This window comes from Streptomyces sp. CB02366, from assembly GCF_001905905.1.
Lineage (GTDB): Bacteria > Actinomycetota > Actinomycetes > Streptomycetales > Streptomycetaceae > Streptomyces.
Map to the genome: position 1 here is coordinate 15,577 of NZ_LIVT01000002.1, position 20,235 is coordinate 35,811.

Here is a 20,235-nt window from a genome sequence, read left to right on the forward strand (position 1 = left end):
GATCGGGCGTGTCACGGCAATTGCTCAGGGTCGGGTCGGACCAACCGGACAGCTTCCGGACGATCGGTGAAGCCCTGGACAAGGCACGCACGGGTGCGGTGATCCGCGTGCACCCCGGCCGCTACCCGGAGAACCTCACGGTCAGGACGCGCGTCACCATCGTCGCCGACGGGGAACCGGGCAGCGTCGAGATATGCCCGCGCCGGGGCACCGCCGTCATCCTGGTCGCCGACGCGGTGATGCTCACCGATCTGACCCTGCGCGGCGGGAGCGAGGACCTGCCGGTGGTCGACGCCCCGCGCGGCCAGGTCGCGATGGACGGCTGCACGGTCGTCGGCTCCGGCTGGACGGCCGTACTGGCCAGGGAATCGGGCTCGGTCGCCATGCGCGACTGCCAGGTCAGCAACCCCAAGGGGGCCGGGATCGTCGACTCCGCCCCCACCGGCAGCGTCATCGCGGGCTGCCGCATAGCGAACCTCGGCACCTCCGGCGTCGTCATCGGCGCGGAGGCCCGGACGACGGTGCGGGACTGCCGGATCCTCGACGCCCGGGCCAACGGCGTACTGACCTCGGACGAGGCCCAGGGCCTGGTGGAGGACTGCGACATCTCCGGCACGGACAAGCCGTCCATCGCCCTGGAGGGCCGCAGCGGCACCCGGGTCCTGCGCACCACGGTGCACGACACCTCGGTCGGCGTCTACATCACCAGCTCCGCCCGCCCCTCCCTGGAGAACGTCTCCGTCAGCGACACCTCGGGCCCCGGCATCATGCTGGCCGTGAGCGCCGACCCCGAGTTCCTCGACTGCCGGACCTCGCGCACCAAGGGCGGCGGCCTCGTGGTCGGCGAGCGCTCCCGGGGCACCTTCCAGCACTGCGAGTTCGACACCTCGGCCGCCCCGGCCGTCCGGGTGGTCGGCTCCAGCTCGCCCACCCTGATCGGCTGCGCGGTGCGCGACTGCGCGGACGCGAACGGGGCCGTGCTGCTGGAGGAGGATTCGACCGCGGAGTTCGACGAACTGCTGGTCAGCGACGCGGCCGGGGTCGCCGTCCGCATCCGCACCGGGGCCGACCCGCTGCTGCGCCGCCTGCGGATCACCTCGCCGGGCGGCCACGGCGTGGAGGTGGCCGAGGACGGACGCGGCCGGCTGGAGCACTGCGAGATCGACCGGGCGGGCGGTTCGGCGGTGCGGATCGCCTCGGGCGGCAACCCCGACATCCGCGACACGGTCATGCGAGCGGCCGAGGACACCACCGTCTCGGTCGGTACGGAGGGGCGGGGCGCCGTCCGGGACTGCGCGATCGAGTTCGCCGCGGCGGGCGGCATCACGGTGGACAACGGCGGTCAACTCACCGTCCTGCGCGTCCACATCACCGACTCCGGCGCCCACGGCGTCCTGCTCGCCAACGGCTCCCGCGCCACCCTCACCTCCTCGCAGGTCATCGGCAGCGTCGGCGACGGCATCCGCATCGACAGCGCTGAGCCCGTCACCGTCGCCGACTGCACCGTCCGCGACAACCGGGGCGCGGGCCTGCGGCAGACCCGTATCAACGAACGCCTCACCGTCGAGGGGCTGAACAGCGCCGGCAACGCGGTCCCGGACGCCTGGGGCGACACCCTCCCGGCGGACGTCGCGGGCGGCGGTCCGGACTCCGCGAAGAAGGGGCCCGAAGGGCCGCTGGAGGAGCTGGAGTCCCTCGTCGGCCTCTCCGAGGTCAAGAGCCAGGTGCGCAACCTGGTCAACCTCAACCAGCTCAACCAGCGCCGCGCCCAGCTCGGCATGCCCGTCGCCCAGGTCAGCCGCCACCTCGTCTTCTCCGGTCCGCCCGGCACCGGCAAGACCACGGTGGCCCGGCTGTACGGCGGCATCCTGGCCGACCTCGGCGTGCTGCGGTCGGGCCACCTCGTGGAGGTCTCCCGCGCCGACCTGGTCGCGCAGGTGATCGGCGGTACGGCCATCAAGACCACCGAGGCGTTCAACGAGGCGCTGGGCGGCGTGCTGTTCATCGACGAGGCGTACACCCTGCTCTCCGACAGCAAGGGCTCCGGGGCCGACTTCGGCCGGGAGGCGGTCGACACGCTGCTCAAGCTGATGGAGGACCACCGCGACGACGTCGCCGTGATCGCCGCCGGGTACACCGGGGAGATGGAGAGCTTCCTCTCCTCCAACCCGGGCCTGGCCTCCCGGTTCACCCGGACCATCGACTTCGCCAACTACTCGGTGGACGAGCTGGTGACCATCACCGAGAACATGTGCACCGGCCACCGCTACGAACTCGCCCCGCAGACCCGTGAGGCGCTCGCCCGGCACTACGAACGGATGCCGCGCGACGCCACGTTCGGCAACGGCCGCGCCGCGCGCCGGGTGTTCGAGGAGATGGTGGACCGCCAGGCGTCCCGGTTCGCCACCATGAAGAACCCCGCCGAGAGCGATCTGGCCCTCCTGCTGCCCGAGGACGTGGGGCCCGACACGGGCACGCCCGCGGACGACGGCCCCGGCTCCGAGGAGCTCCTCGCCCAGCTCCACGCCATGATCGGACTGACGGCGGTCAAGAACGAGGTGACCGCGCTGGTCAACCTGCTCACCGCGACGAAGCAGCGCAAGGCCGCCGGGCTGCCCACCCCGAAGATCAGCAACCACCTGATCTTCTCCGGGCCTCCCGGCACGGGCAAGACGACGATCGCCCGCCTGTACGCGGACCTGCTGCGCTCCCTCGGGGTGCTGCCCAAGGGCCAGTTGGTCGAGGTGGCGCGCGCCGACCTGGTCGGCCGCTACGTGGGCCACACGGCGCAGTTGACCAAGGAGGCGTTCGAACGCGCCATCGGCGGTGTGCTGTTCGTCGACGAGGCGTACACGCTCACCCCGGAGGGCGCGGCCTCCGACTTCGGCCGGGAGGCGGTCGACACGCTGCTGAAGCTGATGGAGGACCACCGCGACGAGGTCGTCGTCATCGCCGCCGGATACACCCGCGAGATGCGCCGCTTCCTCGACTCCAACCCGGGCCTGGCCTCGCGGTTCTCGCGCACCGTGGAGTTCGAGAGCTATTCCACCGACGACCTGCTGCTGATCCTGTCCCAGCAGGCCGCCGGCTACGGCTACGACTGCGCCCCGGAGACGGTCGCCGCGCTGTACGCCTACGTGGACTCCCTGCCCCGTGACCACTCCTTCGGCAACGCGCGGACGGCCCGCCAGATCCTGGAGGCGATGATGACGCGCCAGGCGGGCAGGCTCGGCGCGATGTCCGCCCCGAGCCTGGACGACCTGCGCCTGCTGCTCCCCGACGACCTGCCGCCGGAGGTGGCGGCGGTGGGGCGCTGAGGCGTGTTGCGAAAGTAGCGCCGCCCGGCCGGCGGGCGGGGAACCCGGATCCGGTCCGGGACCTCGGCCGGCCGCGGGGCGGCGCCCCACCGGCCCGGAGTGGCCGACAGAGCCCCGGGCCGCCCCGGCGCCGCCCGAGCCCCCGTCGGGGCGGCGGTGCCGGGGCGTCGTCCTTTTCCAGAACCGCGGCCTGACCTTGCGGGCGTCGGCCGCGTGCACCGCGCCCAGCCACTATACATCGGATGTATACATGCAATGTATAGTTCCGGATCATGGCTTCCCTGACCGCGTCCCGACGCGACACCCTCAACACCCCCGCCGCCGTTCTCACCGCGTCCGCTCTCTTCGGACTGCTGCTCGGCTGGGCGACGTACGCCCTGCACGGACTGACCCCCGTGCTGGACCGGGCCACCAACTCGACGTCCACCTGGATCATCTGGACCGCCGTAGCCGGTGCGCTGATTCGTTCCCGGTGGGCCGCCGTCTGGGGCGGGGCGTTGATGATGCTCGCCACCTGCTGCGGCTACTACGCGGCGTCCGCGCTCGGGGGCACCTTCGGGAGCGGAGGGCTCGGAACCGCCGCCGTCTGGTCGGTGGCCGGACTGGCCGGAGGCCCCCTGCTGGGATGGGCGGGGTGGACCGTACGACGTGGGCGGGGTGACCTGCGGGCGGTCGCCGGGGCGGTCATCGCCATGGTGGTGCTGGGCGAGGGGCTCTGGATGGGGCTGGCACTTCGCTACTGGGGAGAGGCGGCCGTCTTCCTCACCGTGGGCGCGCTGCTCGCCGCCCTCCTCACCGTCTACCTGGCGCGCACCGGGGCACGCCGCTACTGGCTGTGCGCCGTGCTCGCCCCCGTGGGCGGTCTCGTCTTCTACCTCGCCGAGAAGACCATCCTCAACAGCCTGATCGGAACGGTGTGACGCCGACCGGCCCCCCGCTCGTCGAACGCGCCGGCCGCAGTCGCTCCTTCCGCACCCGGAGAGCGGTGCGAGCGCCGGCTCTCCCGGGCCGGTCCCCGGAACGCGTCGGAGTGGGCCGTCCGTCATGGACGCCATCGTTCCGTTCCGGACGCGTTCGTGGACGGATCCGGCCCCGCGCGGACGGCATTCCGGTCACCGCAGTCGAACCGCGACCGCGCGACCTCGACGAATGCGCGACTGTTCGGATCTGTGCGAACGGCACCGGCCAGATCGCGGGGTCCGGCGAAGTGGCCGGTCCGCACGTCGACGCATTAGGTGCCTGAAGCATCCAATTGGGTGTGAGGTCCGGAGCGGCCCGCTTCGGACCTATCACCGAGCACTGCGAGGCGACCGATCCCATGACGGAATCCACGACGGAACCGGCCCGCCAGGACGCCACCCTCACCGGCACCATCACCGAACCGACCTCCGCCCCGCCGTTCCCGCAGGACCGCGAATGCCCCTACCACCCGCCCGCCGGGTACGAACCACTGCGCGCGGAAAGGCCGTTGAGCCGGGTCACGCTCTATGACGGGCGCCCGGTCTGGGCCGTCACCGGGCACGCCCTGGCCCGCCGGCTCCTGGCCGACCCCCGGCTCTCCACCGACCGTGCCCACCCCGCCTTCCCCATCCCGGCCGAGCGGTTCGCGCGGACCCGGCAGCGGCGCGTGGCCCTGCTCGGCGTCGACGACCCCGAGCACAACACCCAGCGCAGGATGCTCATCCCGAGCTTCTCCGTGAAACGGATCGCCGCACTGCGCCCCCACATCCAGCAGACGGTGGACCGGTTGCTGGACGCCATGGAGCGGCAGGGGCCGCCGTCCGAACTGGTCGCCGACTTCGCGCTGCCGGTCCCCTCCATGGTGATCTGCGCCCTCCTCGGCGTGCCCTACGCCGACCACGCCCTCTTCGAGGACTGTTCGCGGCGGCTCCTGCGCGGTCCGGGCGCGGACGACGTGGAGGCGGCCCGCATCGAACTGGAGGAGTACCTGGGCACGTTGATCGACCGCAAACGCGCCGATCCGGGGGAAGGGCTGCTGGACGAGCTGATCCACCGGGACCGTCCGGACGGACCCGTGAGCCGCGACGACCTCGTCTCCTTCGCCCTGATCCTGCTCGTCGCCGGACACGAGACGACGGCGAACATGATCTCGCTCGGTACGTTCACCCTGCTGCGCCACCCCGGCCAACTGGCGGCGCTGCGCTCGGGGGAGACGACGACGGCCGTCGTGGTCGAGGAGCTGCTGCGGTTCCTCTCCATCGCCGATGGGCTGCAACGCCTGGCGATCGAGGACATCGAGGTGGACGGGGCGACGATCCGCAAGGGGGAGGGCGTCTTCTTCTCCACCTCGCTCGTCAACCGCGACGCCGACGTGTTCGCGAACCCGGAGGCCCTGGACTGGGAGCGGTCCGCCCGCCACCACCTCGCGTTCGGCTTCGGCGTCCACCAGTGCCTGGGCCAGAACCTGGCCCGCCTCGAACTCGACATCGCGCTCCGCACGCTCTTCGAACGGCTGCCCGCGCTCAGGCTCGCCGTACCGGCGGACGAGGTGAGGCACAAACCCGGCGACACGATCCAGGGCCTGCTCGAACTGCCCGTGGCCTGGTGAGCGGCATGGACGTCCACGTCGACAAGGAACGCTGCGTGGGAGCCGGCATGTGCGCCCTGACGGCCCCGGACGTGTTCACGCAGGACGACGACGGGTTCAGCGAGGTGCTTCCCGGCGGCCCGGCCGCCGCGGCCGGCCACACGCTGGTACGGGAAGCCGCCCGGGCCTGCCCGGTCGGGGCGGTGGCCCTGACCGACGACTGACCCCCACGGGTCCGGACGCCGGACCGCGGCCCGGCGGGACGCGTGGGCACGCGCCCCACCGGGTTCGCGGTCATCGGTGTGTGTCCGGCGGGGTGTGTCCGGCGGATCGGGATCGGATGCGCGGTACAGCGGCGAGCATGTCGAGCGGGCGCCGTCAGCTTCGACGTCTCCTGTGGAAGACGGTCGCGGTAACGGCACCGAGGGCCTTCCCCGCACACGTGCCGACGGAATCCGAGAGGACTGACGAACCATGCGGGACGACGCCGAGCAGATCCGAGCGCTCATCGAAAGGTGGGCCGAAGCAGTGCACCGGGGCCGTATCGACACCGTCGTGGCGGATCATGCCGCGGACATCGTGATGTTCGACGTCCCGCCGCCCTACCGCGGCGTACGCGGAGCCGACGCCTACCGGCAGGTCTGGCCGGCCTTCTTCGAGTGGCAGGCCCAGGGCGCCGCCTTCGACATCGAGGAGCTGGAGGTCGCCGCCGGCGTGGACGTCGCCTTCGCCCACGCGCTCGTACGCTGCGGCACGGAGGACGAACTCGCGGCGCGCCCCGGGCTCCGGCTGCGGCTCACCCTGGGGCTCCGCAAGGAGGCGGACCGCTGGGTGATCGCCCATGAGCACCACTCGTTCCCCGATCTGAGCAGTCCCGGCGCCGAGGGGTAGGGCGTACCGGGCACGACCACTGGTTCGGCGGGACCGCGGCGGCCTCCCCGGCGCCCGGGGGAACCGCATGACCGCCGCGGCGGGCCGCCCGGGCCACCGGATATTCCGCTCGCGGGGGCCGGGGTCCGGCCGCTACCGTCCTCCGGACGCCGTGGACCGCCCGGCGCGTGACGAGGAGGAGCTGCGCATGAGCGGCCAGGGTCAGCGGACCGACCGGCTGGGCATCCTGATCGACCAGTTCGACCAGGCCCGGGAGATGGCCGAGGTCCGGCTGCGGGGGCTCGGGGACGAGGAGTACCTCTGGGAGCCCGCACCGGGCAGCTGGTCGATCCGCCGCCGCGAGGAGGCGGTGACGCCCCGGGCGTACGGGCCGGGCGCCTGGGTCCTCGACAAGGGCGCTCCGGAGATCCCGGCGAGCGAGTACGCGGAGGTCGCGCGGCAGGCGGCGGACGGGATGTCCGTCGAGAAGATCGCCGAGGACTGGAGCGTGAGCGTCGAACGGGTCGAGGAGGTCCTGGCGTTCACCGGCGAGCCGGAGCCCGACGTCGTACCGATCACGACCATCGCGTGGCGGCTCGGCCATCTGCACTCGGACTTCGCCGGCCGGTGGGAGTGGACCTTCGGCGAACGACGCCGCGATCCCCACCTCCTGGTCGACTTCACCCCGTCCGCGTCGCTCGCGGTCGAACGCCTGTGGGAAACGCTCGACCGCCACCGCGCCAGCGTGGCGGCCCTCACCGAGGAGCAGCTCGACACGGTCGGCCTCTCCCAGTACCCGTACGGCTCCGACCCGGACGACGCGTACATCGGCACGCTGGCCAACGCCAACCTGGAGCTGATCCACCACATGGCCGAGATCGCCCTGCTCCGCGACCTGTGGCGGGCCCGCCGGGCCTCGTAGCCGCCGGGGCCCCCGGGCCTCGTGCGCAGCCGGGGGCCGGGGCTCGTAGCCACGGGGGCGCCGGGCCTGGTGCTCAGCCGGGGGCCGGGTCTCAGCCCGCCAGCTCCCACACCAGCAGCTCGGCGGGCCCCTCCCCCGCGACCGCCGCCAGGTCCCGCGCACCGGTGATCCGGGCGGCGTCGCCGGGCCCCAGCTCCTCGCCGCCCAGGGCGGCCCTCCCCCGCACCACGTGCGCGTACAGCCGTTCCGCGTCCGGGAGCGCCGTGCGCTCGCCCCCGGCCGGCCGGCGGACGTGGAGGACCGCGCCCGCGCCGGGCAGCGCGTACGGGGTGGATTCGGCGATGCCGGGCACGACCGTGTACGAGGGTGCGCCGCCCGGCTCCAGGGGGGCCAGCCACATCTGGAGGAACGTCAACGGGCCCGTGCCGTCGTTGCGTTCGACGTGCCGGACCCCGGAGGCGGCGCTCAGGTGGGCCACGTCCCCGGCGCGGACGACGGTGGAGTGCCCGGCCGAGTCGCGGTGGGTCAGCTCGCCCTCGACGACCCAGGTGACGATCTCCGTATGGCTGTGCGGATGCTCCTCGAACCCGGCGCCCGGGGCCAGCCGCTCCTCGTTGCAGGCCAGGATCGGCCCGAAGCGGAGGTTGTCCGGGTCGTAGAAGGGGCCGAAGGACAGGGCGTGCCGGGTGTCGATCCCGGCGGCCTCGTCCCCGCCCCGGTAGCGGTCCTCGGACCGGTGCACGGATATCACCGGACCACGGTAGCCCGGCGCACGGGCCCGCGCCCGGGGGCCCCGTACGGCTCCGGGGCGGCACTACACCGCCCCGTCACCGTGGCCGCCGTTCACGGACGCGGCTGCACCGCCGGTTCCGGCCTCGGTTCGGGCCTCGGCTCCGGCCTCGGTTCCGGCTTCGCCCTCCGGAGGCGGCTGCCGCCCAGCTCCGGCGGGGTCAGGCACTCGAACCAGATGGTCTTCCCGACCTGGTCCCACTGCTTCACGATGCCCCAGTCGTCGGTGACGGCGTTGACGAGCACGAGCCCCCGGCCCCCTTCCTCCATCGGGTCGCCCTTGACGGCGAGCGGCAGGACGGGGCTGTCGTCCGCGACCTCGACGCGGACGCCCTCACGGTCCGGCAGTCGGAAGATGTAGGTCCGGCCGCGTCGGCCGGGGACGTGCCGTACGACGTTGGCGATCAGTTCGGTGAGCGCCAACTCCGCCGCGTCGGCGAGGAACGGCAGCTCCCACGTCGTGAGGTAGAGCCGCAGGACGCGGCGCAGGTGCCGGGCGGAGTGCTCGCTGAGAGCCAGGTCGGCACGGTAGACGGGCTCCCCGGGATTCCTCCGGGGGACGAGTACGTGATTCATGTCACCAGGCTGCGACGTACTGGCTACGCTCGGCTACGTACCGAAACGAACGCCGCGAGGCGTTGCACCCGGAGGTCCGCACGGTGGCCAACATCCAGACGCTTGATCCCGACGCCTCCCCGCTGAACTACTTCGGCTGGGAGTTGCGCCGCCAGCGTGAGGCCGCCGGTCTGACGCAACCGCAGTTGGGCAACATCATCTTCTGCACCGGCTCACTGGTCGGCCAGGTCGAGACGACGAAGAAGATCCCGACGCGCGACTTCTCGGAGCGCGTGGACATGGCACTGGGCACGGACGGGGTGTTCTCACGGCTGGTGGGCCTGGTGCTGCGGAGCCAACTGCCGACCTGGTTCCAGGCGTACGCGGACATGGAGGCGAAGGCCGCGTACATCTCGACGTACCAGGCGCAGTTGGTCTACGGGCTGCTCCAGACGGAGGAGTACGCGCGGGCGGTGCTGGCCACCGGCATGCCCAAGGATCTCGATGGTCTGCTCGCGGCCCGGATGGAGCGCCAGCGCGTCCTGCAGAAGGAGAAACCGCCGCTGGCGTGGGCGATCCTGGACGAGGCCGTGCTGTACCGGCCGATCGGCGGCGAAGAGGTGATGCGGGCCCAACTCCAGAAGCTGTTGGACTTCGCGGACCACCGCTGGGTGCGCATCCAGGTGCTGCCGTTCGAGGCGGGCGAACACGCTAGCTTGGATGGTTCGTTCACCGGTATGCGCTTCGACGACGACCCGGACATCATCTACACCGAGGACCTCATCTCCGGCCATATGACGGCCAACCCGGAGACGGTCAGGGAGTCCTCGCTCCGATACGCTCATCTCCAGGCCACCGCACTCTCCGTCGAGAAATCGGTGGAGCGGATCCGCCGCGTGATGGAGGAGCGTTATGGAGCACGGCCCTGACCTGACGAACGCGGACTGGCGCAAGTCCAGCTACAGCGGAAGCACCGGCGGCGAGTGCGTCGAGTGCACCGTGACCGATGGCGCGGCCTGGCGGAAGTCCTCGTACAGCGGCACGAACGGCGGCGACTGCGTCGAATGCACCGTGACCGAAGGCGCGGCCTGGCAGAAGTCCTCGTACAGCGGAAACACCGGCGGTTGCTGCGTCGAGACCGCCGTCGACTCCGCCTGCGGGTCCGTCCCCGTGCGCGACAGCAAGAACCCGACCGGCCCCGCCATCGTCCTGGGGGCCCACGCCTGGCAGGCGTTCGTGGACGGGCTGCGCTGACACGGTCTTCGCCAACGGCGGGGCGGTAGGGGCGACTCGCCCCGATACCGCCCCGCTCCGCGTCGTGTCCCGACCGCTCCCCCGTACGGGAAGCGGCAGTCGTCCACTGCTAGATTCATCCGCCATGCGATCACGAGACTACGACCTCGAATTCCGGGAGCGGGCCGCCCGCACACGTGATGTGGGAGCCCTTCTCCTGGTGGTCGCGGGCGTGTTGTGGGGCTGGTGCGCCATCCTGCTGATGACGGAGTACTCGATCGAGACGGCCGGCGGCAACGAGAGGGAGTGCGCGGCCCGCCTGTTCACGGACCGGGGCACCGCCAACGAAGGCGTCTACAACGGCGACTACTGCGCCGACGAACGCGACTGGCCCGAGGCGCTGCTCGTCCTCGGGCTCTCCATCCCCGTGGCGCTGGCGGGGACCGCTCTGGTCACCACCGGCAGCGTGAGTCGCAGAATGAGCAGCCACGCCCAGGCGATGCGCGAACTGGACCGGCTGGCGGACGAGCGCGAGAAGCGGACCGGGGCCTGACCGCACCCCGGCCGGGCCCCGCCCCGGCCGGCGCGTGCCGGGGGCGTACGTACGGCGACGATGACCGCGGCCACGACAACGGGGGCCGCGCCCCGACGACAGCGCTCCGGACCGGTCGCGGCGGCCCCGCCAGGTGTTCCGCTACCCACCGGTACGGGGCTGTCACGCCCCGGCCCGCCGATCCACCGGCCCGATAAGGCAGTCTTGTCCTCGTGCCCCGACCCGATCCTGAGCAGCCCCCCGCCCACGACGCCCACCTGCATGCCGCGACGCTGAAACGGCTGGAGCAGTCCTCCGGCCGACTGGCCGCGAACGCGATTGCCCGCATGGACGAATCGCTGCCGTGGTACCGGGCGATGCCCCCGGAGAACCGGTCCTGGATCGGCCTGGTCGCCCAGGCCGGCATCGCCGCGTTCACCGAGTGGTTCCGGCATCCCGAGACCCCGCAGGCCATCTCGACCGACGTGTTCGGCACCGCCCCGCGCGAACTGACCCGGGCCATCACCCTGCGGCAGACCGTGGAGATGGTGCGCACCACGATCGAGGTCATGGAGGCCGCGATCGACGAGGTGGCCGCCCCCGGCGACGAGTCGGTGCTGCGGGAGGCGCTGCTCGTCTACGCGCGCGAGATCGCCTTCGCCACCGCCCAGGTCTACGCGCAGGCCGCCGAGGCCCGCGGCGCCTGGGACGCCCGGCTGGAGTCGCTGGTGGTGAACGCGGTGCTCTCCGGCGAGGCCGACGAGGGGGCCGTGTCCCGGGCCGCCGCGCTCGGCTGGAACTCGCCCGAGCACGTGTGCGTCGTCCTCGGCACCGCGCCGGACGGGGACAGCGAGCTGACCGTCGAGGCGATCAGGCGCGCCGCCCGGCACGCCAAGCTCCAGGTCCTCACCGGCGTCCTCGGCCACCGGCTCGTGGTCATCGCGGGCGGCAGCGACAACCCGCTCCAGGTGGCGAAGGGCCTGATCGGCCCGTACGCGGCCGGGCCGGTCGTCGCCGGTCCCGTCGTGCCGGACCTGCTCGCGGCCAGCCGGTCCGCACAGGCGGCGGCGGCCGGGCTGAAAGCGTGCTCGGCGTGGCAGGACGCGCCGCGCCCGGTGCTGGCGGACGATCTCCTCCCGGAGCGCGCGATGGCCGGAGACCCGGCAGCGCGCGACCAGTTGGTGGAGGAGATCTACAGACCGCTGGAGGAAGCCGGTTCGGCCCTGCTGGAAACGCTGAGCGTCTACCTGGAGCAGGCGAGCAGTCTGGAGGGCGCCGCCCGGATGCTCTTCGTGCACCCCAACACCGTGCGCTACCGGCTGCGACGTGTGACGGACGTCACCGGATGGTCACCCTCCGATGTGCGGTCCGCCTTCACGCTGCGGATCGCCCTGATCCTGGGGCGCTTGGCCGCAGCCGATCCTCAGTCCTAGACTTTTGTCGGACTTCAACAATTCCCCTGACGGTTCTTCGTCCCTGTCCCCACGGGCGTACCGGGCCGTCCACAAGAGAGAGTGTGAGGGTGCTCGTACTCGTCGCTCCCGGCCAAGGCGCTCAGACGCCCGGCTTCCTGACTCCCTGGCTCGACCTCCCCGGTGCCGCCGACCGCATCGCGGCCTGGTCCGACGCCATCGGGCTCGACCTTGCCCACTACGGCACGAAGGCCGACGCGGACGAGATCCGCGACACGGCCGTGGCGCAGCCGCTCCTGGTGGCTGCCGGACTGCTCTCGGCGTCCGCTCTGGACGCCGCCGCCCCGGACGTCGTCGCGGGCCACAGCGTCGGTGAGATCACCGCCGCCGCGCTCGCCGGCGTCATCGACGACGAGGCCGCGCTGCGCTTCGTGCGGACCCGGGGGCTCGGCATGGCCGAGGCCGCCGCCGTCACCGAGACCGGGATGGCCGCCCTCCTCGGCGGCGACCCGGCCGTCACGGTCCCGCACCTGGAGGGGCTGGGGCTCACCCCGGCCAACGTCAACGGCGGCGGCCAGATCGTCGCCGCCGGCACCGCCGCCCAGATCGCGGCCCTGGAGGCCGACAAGCCCGAGGGCGTCAGGCGGATCGTTCCGCTGAAGGTGGCCGGCGCGTTCCACACGCACCACATGGCCCCGGCCGTGGAGAAGCTGCGCGCGGCGGTCGGCGATCTGACGGTCTCCGACCCGACCGTGCGTTACGTTTCCAACGCCGACGGCCACACCGTGGCCACCGGCACCGAGGTCGTCGCCCGGCTGGTCGGGCAGGTCGCCAACCCGGTCCGCTGGGACCTGTGCATGGAGACCTTCCAGTCCCTGGGCGTCACCGCACTCGTCGAGCTGAGCCCCGGCGGCACACTGACCGGTCTCGCCAAGCGGGCGCTGCCCGGCGTGCGGACGCTCGCGCTCAAGACCCCCGACGACCTCGACGCGGCCCGCGCGCTCATTTCCGAGCACGCGGGCGTCTAAGGAGCGAGCATGTCGAAGATCAAGCCCAGCAAGGGCGCCCCGTACGCGCGGATCATCGGTGTCGGCGGCTACCGCCCGACCCGGGTCGTGCCGAACGAGGTGATCCTCGAGACGATCGACTCGTCCGACGAGTGGATCCGCTCCCGCTCCGGCATCGTCACCCGCCACTGGGCCTCCGAGGAGGAGACCGTGGCCGCGATGTCGATCGAGGCGTCCGGCAAGGCCATCGCCGACGCGGGCATCGACCCCGACCGGATCGGCGCGGTCGTCGTCTCGACCGTCTCGCACTTCAAGCAGACCCCGGCCGTGGCGACCGAGATCGCGCACAAGATCGGCGCGGGCAGGCCCGCCGCCTTCGACATCTCCGCCGGGTGCGCGGGCTTCGGCTACGGCCTGACCCTCGCCAAGGGCATGATCGTCGAGGGTTCGGCGGAGTACGTCCTGGTCATCGGCGTGGAGCGGCTCAGCGACCTGACCGATCTGGAGGACCGCGCGACGGCCTTCCTGTTCGGCGACGGCGCGGGCGCGGTCGTCGTCGGCCCCTCCCAGGAGCCGGCCATCGGCCCGACCGTGTGGGGCTCCGAGGGCGACAAGTCCGAGACCATCAAGCAGACGGTGGCCTGGAACGACCTGCACGTCGGAGACGTCTCCACGCTGCCGCTCGACTCCAAGGGCGAGATCAAGTTCCCCGCCATCACGCAGGAGGGCCAAGCGGTCTTCCGCTGGGCCGTCTTCGAGATGGCGAAGGTCGCCCAGCAGGCGCTGGACGCGGCCGGGATCTCCCCGGAGGACCTGGACGTCTTCATCCCGCACCAGGCCAACATGCGGATCATCGACTCGATGGTGAAGACCCTGAAACTGCCGGAACACGTCACGGTCGCCCGTGACATCGAGTCCACCGGCAACACGTCCGCCGCCTCGATCCCGCTCGCGATGGAGCGGCTCCTGGCGACCGGTCAGGCGAAGAGCGGCGACACCGCGCTCGTCATCGGCTTCGGGGCGGGTCTCGTCTACGCCGCGACGGTCGTTACCCTCCCCTAGGCACACCGGACCTTTTGGCCCGGGCGCACGTACACCGAACAAACCCACCGAAGGAGCGCCAAGATGGCCGCCACGCAGGAAGAGATCGTCACCGGTCTCGCCGAGATCGTCAATGAGATCGCCGGTATCCCGGTCGAGGACGTCCAGCTGGACAAGTCCTTCACCGACGACCTGGACGTCGACTCGCTGTCCATGGTCGAGGTCGTCGTCGCCGCCGAGGAGCGCTTCGACGTCAAGATCCCCGACGAGGACGTCAAGAACCTCAAGACGGTCGGCGACGCCGCCGACTACATCCTGAAGCACCAGGGCTGACCCCAGCCCGGCTGTGTCGCCACCCGGCGGTGGCGCCGCTGATTCACGACCCTCTACACGTGGAGAAGATTTTCCAGTGAACTCGACCAATCGCACCGTGGTCGTCACCGGTATCGGCGCAACCACTCCGCTGGGTGGCGACTCCGCATCGACCTGGGAAGGTCTGATGGCCGGCCGGTCCGGCGTCAAGCCTCTCGAAGGCGAGCGCTTCGCCGAACTGCCCGTCCGGATCGCCGCCCTCGCGGCCGTCGACCCGGGCGACGTGCTCCCCCGCCCCCTGGCCCGCAAGCTGGACCGCTCCGCGCAGTTCGCGCTGATCGCGGCCCGCGAGGCCTGGGCGGACGCGGGCTTCACCGCCAAGGCCGGCGAGGACGAGTCCATCGCCCCCGAGCGCCTCGGTTCGGTCATCGCCTCCGGCATCGGCGGCGTGATCACCCTGCTCGACCAGTACGACGTGCTCAAGGAGAAGGGCGTACGCCGCGTCTCCCCGCACACCGTTCCCATGCTCATGCCCAACGGCCCGGCGGCCAACGTCGGCCTGGAGGTCAACGCCCAGGCCGGCGTCCACACGCCCGTCTCCGCCTGCGCCTCGGGCGCGGAGGCGATCGGGTACGCCGTCGAGATGATCCGTACCGGCCGGGCCGACGTGGTCGTCGCCGGTGGCACGGAGGCGGCGATCCACCCGCTGCCGATCGCCGCGTTCGCCAACATGATGGCGATGTCCAAGAGCAACGACGAGCCCGAGAAGGCGTCGCGTCCGTACGACACCGGCCGGGACGGCTTCGTCCTCGGCGAGGGCGCGGGCGTCGTCGTCCTGGAGTCCGCCGACCACGCGGCCAAGCGCGGCGCGAAGGTCTACTGCGAGGTGCTGGGCCAGGGCCTGTCGGCCGACGCCCACCACATCGCGCAGCCCGAGCCGAGCGGGCGGGGCATCGCCGCCGCGATGCAGAACCTGCTGGACTCCAGCGACCTCAAGCCGTCCGAGGTGGTCCACCTCAACGCGCACGCCACCTCGACGCCGCAGGGCGACATCGCGGAGATCAAGGCGCTGCGCAAGGTGCTGGGCGAGGACCTGGACCACGTCGCGATCTCCGCGACGAAGTCGATGACGGGTCACCTGCTGGGCGGTGCGGGCGGCATCGAGACGGTGGCCACCGTCCTCGCGCTGCACCACCGCACGGCCCCGCCGACCATCAACGTCGAGGACCTGGACGCGGAGATCGACGCGGACATCGTGCGCGGCGAGCCCCGGGCGCTGCCCGAGGGATCGATCGCGGCGATCAACAACTCGTTCGGGTTCGGCGGCCACAACGTGGTGCTGGCCTTCCGGTCGGTGTGACCCCCGCCTTAGGGCTGAAGCCCGCCTCCCGGTTCCCGGGAGGCGGGCTTCGTCATGCGATCGGGGTCATGTGATCGGGCCGGTGCGGTGGGCGCCGGGCGGGGTCACACCACTTGGTGCAGCCAGCGGACGGGCGCGCCCTCGCCGGCGTGGCGGAAGGACTCCAGCTCGTCGTCCCACGGCTTGCCGAGCAGGGCGGAGATCTCTGTCTCCAGGTCGCTCTCGCCGCGTACCGAGCGCGCCAGGGCGGCCCGCAGCCGGTCTTCGGGGACCAGGATGTCGCCGTGCAGGCCGGTGACGGCGTGGAAGATGCCGAGGCCGGGGGTGGAGCTGTAGCGCTCGCCCTCGGCGGTGGCGCACGGCTCGGCCGTCACCTCGAAGCGCAGCAGGTCCCAGCCGCGCAGGGCGGAGGCGAGCTGCGAGGCGGTGCCGACGCGGCCCTGCCAGGAGAATTCGGACCGCCAGGTGCCGGGCGCGGCCGGCTGTCTGATCCAGTCCAGCTGCACCCGCACACCGAGGACGCCCCCCACCGCCCACTCGACGTGTGGGCACAGCGCGCGCGGTGCGGAGTGAACGTACAGGACTCCACGTGTCGTCACCGGAACCTCCCGTGTGGGACGAAGTACGCCTTCCCCAACGGCCTCGCGTCCGGACCGCCTCTTTTCGGCCGAACTCCGAGGTTGTCATCAGTAAACAGCATCGGGAGTTAATCTCCTGAAAAGGGACAGTATGTGACGAGATGTAATGTACCGGAGCCACCCCGGTGCACGCGGGCGGGCGGGACGCCACTGGTTCGACGGGGAAAAGCTACCGTGCGCCGGGGCCGTCCGTGTGACGTACGGTCGGTCTCGGGCCTCCGATCCACCGGGTTTCACCCGGCAGGGCGCGCACAGCCCCGACCTGGGGTTCGTGCGTGTGCCGGGGGCATGACCAGAGGCATACGCCACGGGGTGGCCGGAGGGGGTCCGAACGATGCGGGAGCGTGCGACACGCCCACGAACGCGTAACGCCGTCGCCGCGTTGACGGCGCTCGCGTGCCTCGGCACGGCCGCTTTGGCCGGATGTGGCGGCGGTGGGGCGGAGGGCGGCGTGTCGGAGAACGCGCCGACCGCCTCGCGCGGCGCGTCGCCGTCCCCCTCCCCCACCCCGGACTGGAACCCCCGGCCCCGGTCGATCGCGGCGGTCGGGGACTCGATCACCCGGGGCTTCGACGCCTGCTCGGTGCTGGCCGACTGCCCGGAGGCGTCGTGGGCGACCGGCACGGACGCCTCGGTGCGCTCCCTCGCGGTCCGGCTGCTCGGCCCGTCGAAGGCGGCGGGGAGAAGCTGGAACCACGCGGTGTCGGGCTCCCGGATGGTGCAGCTGCCCGAGCAGATGGCGCGGGCGGCGAAGGAGCGCCCGGAGCTGGTGACGGTGATGACGGGCGCGAACGACGCGTGCCGGGACTCCGAGCGGCTGATGACGCCGGTGGCCGATTTCCGTACGTACTTCGAGGCGTCGATGCGGCAGTTGCGGGCCGGGGCGCCGAAGGCGCGGGTGTACGTCTCCAGCGTGCCGGACCTGAAGCGGCTCTGGTCGACGGGGCGGACGAGCGAGCTGGGCAAGAAGATCTGGCAGCTCGGGATCTGCCGGTCGATGCTGGCCGACGCGGACGACCTGGGCCCGGCGGCGGTGGCCCGGCGCGAGGCGGTGCGGGACCGGGTGGTGGCGTACAACGAGGTGCTGCGGGACGTGTGCGCGAAGGACCGCTACTGCCGGTACGACGGCGGGGCGGTGTTCGCCTACCGGTTCACGGGCACGCAACTGAGCCCGTGGGACTGGTTCCACCCGAGCCGGGACGGCCAGGCCCGGCTGGCGGAGATCGCCTACCGCGCCATCACGGCGCCGGAGCCGCCCGCGTAGGGTCGGTGACCATGACCATCGGCACGGACACGGGCACGGGCACGGACGCGCACACGGACACGACGGTGCGGACGGAGGACGCCGGCGCTCTCGCGGACGGTTCGCCCGTGGCCCGGTGGACGCTGGAGCGGGACGGGGTCCGCGTACGGATCCTCACCTACGGTGCGATCGTGCAGTCGGTGGAGGCGCCGGGCCGGGACGGCTCCCGGGCCCCGGTCGCGCTCGGGCTGCCGGAGGTCGCGGGGTACGAGGAGTTCCCGGCCCCCTACTTCGGCGCGGTGGTGGGGCGGTACGCGAACCGGATCGGGGGCGCGTCGTTCGTCCTGGACGGCAGGACGCACCGGTTGACGGCCAACGAGGGCGCCACCCATCTGCACGGCGGGGCGCGGGGCTTCGACAAGCGGGTGTGGGACGCGGTGGAGGCGCCGGGCGGGGTGCGGCTCCGCCTGGTCTCGGCGGACGGGGACGAGGGGTATCCGGGACGGCTCGACTTCTCGGTGACGTACACCCTGGGGCCGGGCGGGGCGCTGCGGCTGGCGTACCGGGCGGTGACGGACGCGCCGACCGTGCTGAACCCGACGAACCACCTGTACTGGAACCTGGCGGGCGCGGACAGCGGGAGCGCGCTGGGGCAGCAGCTGCGGATCGCGGCGCGGCACATCACCCCGGTGGACGCGGCCTCGGTCCCGACCGGCGGGGTGGCGCCGGTGGCCGGAACCCGGTTCGACTTCCGGAGCATGCGGGCCGTGGGCACCGGCTACGACCACAACTTCGTGCTGGAGAAGGGTACGGAGGAGGGCGGCGCGGACCCCGTCGCCGCCGAGCTGTACGACGCGTGGTCCGGGCGGGTGCTGACCGTACGGACCACCGAGCCGGGGCTCCAGCTGTACACGGCGGACCATTTCGACGGGCGGCCGTTCGGGCCGTGCGCCGGGATCGCCCTGGAGACCCAGCACTTCCCGGACTCGCCGAACCGGCCGGAGTTCCCCTCCACGGTGCTGCGGCCGGGCGAGGAGTTCGTCTCGCGCACCGAGTACGCGTTCTCGGTGCGCTGAGTACGCCCGTGGTCCCCGGCCGCCGGGTTCCGCGGGTCAGCCGGCCTGAGCCGGGCGGGCCGGTGCGCCGCCGCTGTCGGCCGCGCCGGGGGCGGGGCCCTTGTCCGGGGCGGGAGCGGGGCCGGCCAGGTCGCGGGCGAGGAGGGTGGCCCCGGCGACGGCTCCGGGCATCAGGAACACCGCGACGACCGGGATGAGGAAGGCGAGGGTCAGCGGGACGCCGAAGCCGAGGACCAGCGTCCGGCGGCCCCGCAGCAGGGCGAGGCGGTCCTTGAGGACCATGCCCCGGCGCTGGAGGGCGACGGCGGTCAGCTCCTCGGCCAGGAAGTAGCCGGAGACGCAGAAGCCGATGGCGGGGACCGCGGTCTGTCCGACGACGGGGATGAAGCCGCAGGCGAAGAGGATGATCCCGTACAGGGCGACGCGCAGCAGGATGCGCACGGAGTCGCGGGCGGAGATCCACAGTTCGCGCCAGAACGGCAGTCCGGACTCGGGGACGTCGCCGCCCTCACTGCGCTCGACCTCCTCGGAGAGCGATTCGTAGAAGGGCTGGCCGACCAGCAGGGTGACGGCGGTGAAGGTGATGACCGCGAGGAACAGGCCGAAGACGAAGACGAGCGCGGTCAGCCCGGTGCGCAGCATCCCCTGCCAGGGTGAGGACCAGTCGTCGGCGAACGGGGTCGCCCAGCCGACGAGGTCGTCGGCCCCGTAACCGAGGCCGACCAGGGCGCCGGCGTAGACGACGAGGGTGACCAGTCCGGGCAGCAGTCCGAATCCGAACCACCGTCCGTGCCGGGCAACCCAGCGCTGCCCCTTCACCAAGTAACCGAAACCCGCCCCGAGATCGCTCATGGGCGTCAGCGTACTGGCGTGCGGAAACGCGCGAGGACCGCACCTCGGGGCGGGGTGCGGCCCTCGTACGGAAGCCGTGACCGGTCAGGCGACCGAGAGCTCGACCTTGATGTTGCCGCGGGTGGCGTTCGAGTACGGGCAGACCTGGTGGGCCTTCTCGACGAGCGCCTGCGCGGTGGCGGCGTCGACGTTCGGGATGGAGGCGCTGATCGCGACCTCCAGGCCGAAGCCGCCGGCCTCCGTCTTGCCGATCGAGACCGAGGCGGTCACGGTCGAGCCGGAGACGTCGGCCTTCTCCTGGCGGGCGACGACGCCCAGCGCGCCCTGGAAGCAGGCGCTGTAGCCCGCCGCAAAAAGCTGCTCCGGGTTGGTGCCCGCGCCGCTGCCGCCCATGGCCTTCGGCGGGTTCACGACGACGTCGAGCTGACCGTCGTCGGAGGAGACCCGGCCGTCGCGGCCGTTCTCGGCGGTGGCGACGGCGGTGTAGGAGACGTCGATCTTCTGGATGGTCATGGTGTGAGCATTCCT

At 72.2% G+C, this 20,235-nt stretch carries 21 protein-coding genes; 16 read left to right on the forward strand and 5 right to left on the reverse strand.

Annotation, left to right across the window (positions count from 1 at the left end; translation table 11 throughout):
- Window positions 1-8: 8 nt before the first annotated feature.
- From AMK24_RS05790 to AMK24_RS05815, 6 genes are all read left to right on the forward strand, one after another.
- A complete protein-coding gene (locus AMK24_RS05790) occupies window positions 9-3,317 on the forward strand; it encodes a right-handed parallel beta-helix repeat-containing protein (RefSeq protein ID WP_073765750.1) in 3,309 nt (1,102 codons plus the stop codon).
- Between the two features lie 272 nt (window positions 3,318-3,589).
- Window positions 3,590-4,237, forward strand: coding sequence for a DUF6518 family protein (locus AMK24_RS05795; RefSeq protein ID WP_073765752.1), 648 nt, complete (start codon window positions 3,590-3,592; stop codon window positions 4,235-4,237).
- A 398-nt stretch (window positions 4,238-4,635) separates the two neighbouring features.
- Window positions 4,636-5,886, forward strand: a complete 1,251-nt coding sequence (locus AMK24_RS05800; protein ID WP_073765754.1) for a cytochrome P450 — start codon at window positions 4,636-4,638, stop codon at window positions 5,884-5,886.
- A 5-nt stretch (window positions 5,887-5,891) separates the two neighbouring features.
- Window positions 5,892-6,089 (forward strand): ferredoxin, encoded by a 198-nt coding sequence (locus AMK24_RS05805; protein ID WP_073765756.1) that lies wholly within the window; start codon window positions 5,892-5,894, stop codon window positions 6,087-6,089.
- A 250-nt stretch (window positions 6,090-6,339) separates the two neighbouring features.
- Window positions 6,340-6,756 (forward strand): YybH family protein, encoded by a 417-nt coding sequence (locus AMK24_RS05810; protein ID WP_073765758.1) that lies wholly within the window; start codon window positions 6,340-6,342, stop codon window positions 6,754-6,756.
- Window positions 6,757-6,943: 187 nt separating this feature from the next.
- A complete protein-coding gene (locus AMK24_RS05815; protein WP_073766656.1) occupies window positions 6,944-7,657 on the forward strand; it encodes a DinB family protein in 714 nt (237 codons plus the stop codon).
- A gap of 91 nt (window positions 7,658-7,748) precedes the next feature.
- Here the strand turns inward: AMK24_RS05815 and AMK24_RS05820 are convergent, their stop codons facing one another.
- Both AMK24_RS05820 and AMK24_RS05825 read right to left on the reverse strand, forming a co-directional pair.
- Window positions 7,749-8,408, reverse strand: coding sequence for a pirin family protein (locus AMK24_RS05820; RefSeq protein WP_073765760.1), 660 nt, complete (start codon window positions 8,406-8,408; stop codon window positions 7,749-7,751).
- Window positions 8,409-8,500: 92 nt separating this feature from the next.
- Complete coding sequence (locus AMK24_RS05825; protein ID WP_073765762.1) at window positions 8,501-9,022, reverse strand: ATP-binding protein; 522 nt, start codon at window positions 9,020-9,022, stop codon at window positions 8,501-8,503.
- A gap of 83 nt (window positions 9,023-9,105) precedes the next feature.
- Between AMK24_RS05825 and AMK24_RS05830 the strand changes: the two genes are divergently transcribed.
- From AMK24_RS05830 to fabF, 8 genes are all read left to right on the forward strand, one after another.
- Entirely contained in the window at window positions 9,106-9,930 is an 825-nt protein-coding gene (locus tag AMK24_RS05830) for a helix-turn-helix domain-containing protein (protein WP_073766658.1), read from the forward strand.
- Window positions 9,914-10,255, forward strand: a complete 342-nt coding sequence (locus AMK24_RS05835; protein ID WP_073765764.1) for a DUF397 domain-containing protein — start codon at window positions 9,914-9,916, stop codon at window positions 10,253-10,255. Before AMK24_RS05830 ends, AMK24_RS05835 begins: the two co-directional genes overlap by 17 nt.
- Window positions 10,256-10,379: 124 nt before the next feature.
- On the forward strand, window positions 10,380-10,787 hold the full coding sequence (locus AMK24_RS05840) for a hypothetical protein (protein ID WP_073765766.1): 408 nt from the start codon (window positions 10,380-10,382) through the stop codon (window positions 10,785-10,787).
- A gap of 212 nt (window positions 10,788-10,999) precedes the next feature.
- Window positions 11,000-12,199 carry a PucR family transcriptional regulator gene (locus AMK24_RS05845; protein WP_073765768.1) on the forward strand — a complete coding sequence of 400 codons (1,200 nt, stop codon included), beginning with the start codon at window positions 11,000-11,002 and terminating at the stop codon, window positions 12,197-12,199.
- An 89-nt stretch (window positions 12,200-12,288) separates the two neighbouring features.
- Complete coding sequence (locus AMK24_RS05850) at window positions 12,289-13,206, forward strand: ACP S-malonyltransferase (RefSeq protein ID WP_073765770.1); 918 nt, start codon at window positions 12,289-12,291, stop codon at window positions 13,204-13,206.
- A gap of 9 nt (window positions 13,207-13,215) precedes the next feature.
- Entirely contained in the window at window positions 13,216-14,247 is a 1,032-nt protein-coding gene (locus AMK24_RS05855) for a ketoacyl-ACP synthase III (protein ID WP_073765772.1), read from the forward strand.
- A gap of 63 nt (window positions 14,248-14,310) precedes the next feature.
- Window positions 14,311-14,559 (forward strand): acyl carrier protein, encoded by a 249-nt coding sequence (locus AMK24_RS05860; RefSeq protein WP_014045780.1) that lies wholly within the window; start codon window positions 14,311-14,313, stop codon window positions 14,557-14,559.
- 76 nt (window positions 14,560-14,635) lie between these two features.
- Complete coding sequence (fabF, locus tag AMK24_RS05865) at window positions 14,636-15,898, forward strand: beta-ketoacyl-ACP synthase II (RefSeq protein ID WP_073765774.1); 1,263 nt, start codon at window positions 14,636-14,638, stop codon at window positions 15,896-15,898.
- Between the two features lie 104 nt (window positions 15,899-16,002).
- Here fabF and AMK24_RS05870 read toward each other — a convergent pair whose 3' ends face one another.
- Window positions 16,003-16,497 carry a DUF3145 domain-containing protein gene (locus AMK24_RS05870; RefSeq protein WP_073765776.1) on the reverse strand — a complete coding sequence of 165 codons (495 nt, stop codon included), beginning with the start codon at window positions 16,495-16,497 and terminating at the stop codon, window positions 16,003-16,005.
- Window positions 16,498-16,870: 373 nt separating this feature from the next.
- Here AMK24_RS05870 and AMK24_RS05875 point away from each other — a divergent pair, with 373 nt between their 5' ends.
- Both AMK24_RS05875 and AMK24_RS05880 read left to right on the forward strand, forming a co-directional pair.
- The gene (locus tag AMK24_RS05875; protein ID WP_073765777.1) at window positions 16,871-17,800 is read left to right on the forward strand and encodes an SGNH/GDSL hydrolase family protein; all 930 of its coding nucleotides are present in this window, start codon (window positions 16,871-16,873) and stop codon (window positions 17,798-17,800) included.
- An 11-nt stretch (window positions 17,801-17,811) separates the two neighbouring features.
- Window positions 17,812-18,855: an aldose epimerase family protein gene (locus tag AMK24_RS05880; RefSeq protein WP_073765779.1), complete on the forward strand. Its 1,044-nt coding sequence runs from the start codon at window positions 17,812-17,814 to the stop codon at window positions 18,853-18,855.
- A gap of 36 nt (window positions 18,856-18,891) precedes the next feature.
- On the opposite strand, the gene AMK24_RS05885 is transcribed toward AMK24_RS05880, so the two are convergent.
- Both AMK24_RS05885 and AMK24_RS05890 read right to left on the reverse strand, forming a co-directional pair.
- A complete protein-coding gene (locus AMK24_RS05885; protein WP_073765780.1) occupies window positions 18,892-19,707 on the reverse strand; it encodes an EI24 domain-containing protein in 816 nt (271 codons plus the stop codon).
- A gap of 84 nt (window positions 19,708-19,791) precedes the next feature.
- On the reverse strand, window positions 19,792-20,220 hold the full coding sequence (locus tag AMK24_RS05890) for an organic hydroperoxide resistance protein (protein WP_073765782.1): 429 nt from the start codon (window positions 20,218-20,220) through the stop codon (window positions 19,792-19,794).
- Between the last annotated feature and the right edge of the window lie 15 nt (window positions 20,221-20,235).

Excerpts from the sequence above, each read along its gene's own strand:
- AMK24_RS05795 (WP_073765752.1), top strand. The coding sequence starts at position 3,590 with ATGGCTTCCCTGACCGCGTCCCGACGCGACACCCTCAACACCCCCGCC.
- AMK24_RS05800 (WP_073765754.1), top strand. The coding sequence starts at position 4,636 with ATGACGGAATCCACGACGGAACCGGCCCGCCAGGACGCCACCCTCACC.
- AMK24_RS05805 (WP_073765756.1), top strand. The coding sequence starts at position 5,892 with ATGGACGTCCACGTCGACAAGGAACGCTGCGTGGGAGCCGGCATGTGC.
- AMK24_RS05810 (WP_073765758.1), top strand. The coding sequence starts at position 6,340 with ATGCGGGACGACGCCGAGCAGATCCGAGCGCTCATCGAAAGGTGGGCC.
- AMK24_RS05815 (WP_073766656.1), top strand. The coding sequence starts at position 6,944 with ATGAGCGGCCAGGGTCAGCGGACCGACCGGCTGGGCATCCTGATCGAC.
- AMK24_RS05825 (WP_073765762.1), bottom strand. The coding sequence starts at position 9,022 with ATGAATCACGTACTCGTCCCCCGGAGGAATCCCGGGGAGCCCGTCTAC.
- AMK24_RS05835 (WP_073765764.1), top strand. The coding sequence starts at position 9,914 with ATGGAGCACGGCCCTGACCTGACGAACGCGGACTGGCGCAAGTCCAGC.
- AMK24_RS05840 (WP_073765766.1), top strand. The coding sequence starts at position 10,380 with ATGCGATCACGAGACTACGACCTCGAATTCCGGGAGCGGGCCGCCCGC.
- AMK24_RS05855 (WP_073765772.1), top strand. The coding sequence starts at position 13,216 with ATGTCGAAGATCAAGCCCAGCAAGGGCGCCCCGTACGCGCGGATCATC.
- AMK24_RS05860 (WP_014045780.1), top strand. The coding sequence starts at position 14,311 with ATGGCCGCCACGCAGGAAGAGATCGTCACCGGTCTCGCCGAGATCGTC.
- AMK24_RS05875 (WP_073765777.1), top strand. The coding sequence starts at position 16,871 with ATGCGGGAGCGTGCGACACGCCCACGAACGCGTAACGCCGTCGCCGCG.
- AMK24_RS05880 (WP_073765779.1), top strand. The coding sequence starts at position 17,812 with ATGACCATCGGCACGGACACGGGCACGGGCACGGACGCGCACACGGAC.
- AMK24_RS05885 (WP_073765780.1), bottom strand. The coding sequence starts at position 19,707 with ATGAGCGATCTCGGGGCGGGTTTCGGTTACTTGGTGAAGGGGCAGCGC.
- AMK24_RS05890 (WP_073765782.1), bottom strand. The coding sequence starts at position 20,220 with ATGACCATCCAGAAGATCGACGTCTCCTACACCGCCGTCGCCACCGCC.